The sequence below is a fragment of the Shewanella abyssi genome (assembly GCF_023284025.1).
In the GTDB taxonomy this organism is placed as follows: Bacteria; Pseudomonadota; Gammaproteobacteria; order Enterobacterales; family Shewanellaceae; genus Shewanella; species Shewanella abyssi.
In genome coordinates this window covers 1-970 of sequence record NZ_JAKIKR010000121.1, presented here as the reverse complement: position 1 = coordinate 970, position 970 = coordinate 1, and the positions used below count along the sequence as shown (strand labels likewise).

1 pseudogene is annotated in these 970 nt (G+C 41.5%); it reads right to left on the bottom strand.

Annotated elements, in window-relative coordinates:
* Window positions 1-8 precede the first annotated feature (8 nt).
* Window positions 9-970, bottom strand: a pseudogene (locus tag L2755_RS21980) (IS3 family transposase); the annotation flags it as partial.

The following is a 970-nucleotide window of genomic DNA, read 5'->3' as shown; positions in this document are numbered from 1 at the left end:
TGAAGTGGTCAACTAATTTTGGCCACGGACTTAGAGTCTTCCTGAAATAACCGTTCAGACTCAACTGGTGTCAAACCACCGTTATACTGATGTGGCCTGACTTGATTGTAATATCTTACGATGTAATGGTTTATAGCGTTCTTAGCCTCGTCAAATGAGGAAAAACCAGCCCTTGGCATCCATTCTGTTTTAAAGCTTCTAAAAAATCGTTCCTGTGGTGCATTATCCCAGCAGTTTCCTCGCCGACTCATGCTTTGCTCTATCTGATATCGCCACAATAACTGTCTAAATTGTTTACTGGTGTAGTGGCAGCCTTGGTCTGAATGAAACATCACGCCTTTTGGTTGTTTCCTAATCGCAAATGCCATTGAAAGGGCTTTCCCAGTCAACCTTGTATCTGGCGATTTAGAGACTGCCCAGCCAATGACTTTACGAGCAAACAAATCAATAACTACAGCAAGATAGAGCCACCGATTTCCAGCCCAAACGTACGTTACATCACCACACCAGACTTGATTTGGCTCTGTTACTGCAAATTGCCTATTCAGCGTATTAGGTATTTCCAGGTGTTCATTGGCTGCTTTCTTATAATTATGCCTCTTAACCTGACAACTCACTAAATTAAGCTTTTTCATTAGCTTATCAGCTCTATAACGGCTAAGTTCTATTCCTCGTTGAGCAAGTATGCCCGAAATAGTTCTAGCTCCAGCAGAGCCGCCACTTTCCTTATGTGCTATTTTTACTTCACTTTGAAGTTGAATATCACTCAAGCTTGTGACATTAGATTTCGAGCGCCAATAACGGTAACTACTTCGATGAATTTCAAGCGCATCACAAATCTCAGTAACAGGGTAGCTCCGCTTTATATCATCAACAATTACAAATTGTTGAGTGAGTCCGATACCAAGAGAGCTGTAGCCTTTTTTAGGATGTCATTCTCCCTTTCCATCCGTTTGATTTTTCGTTCAAG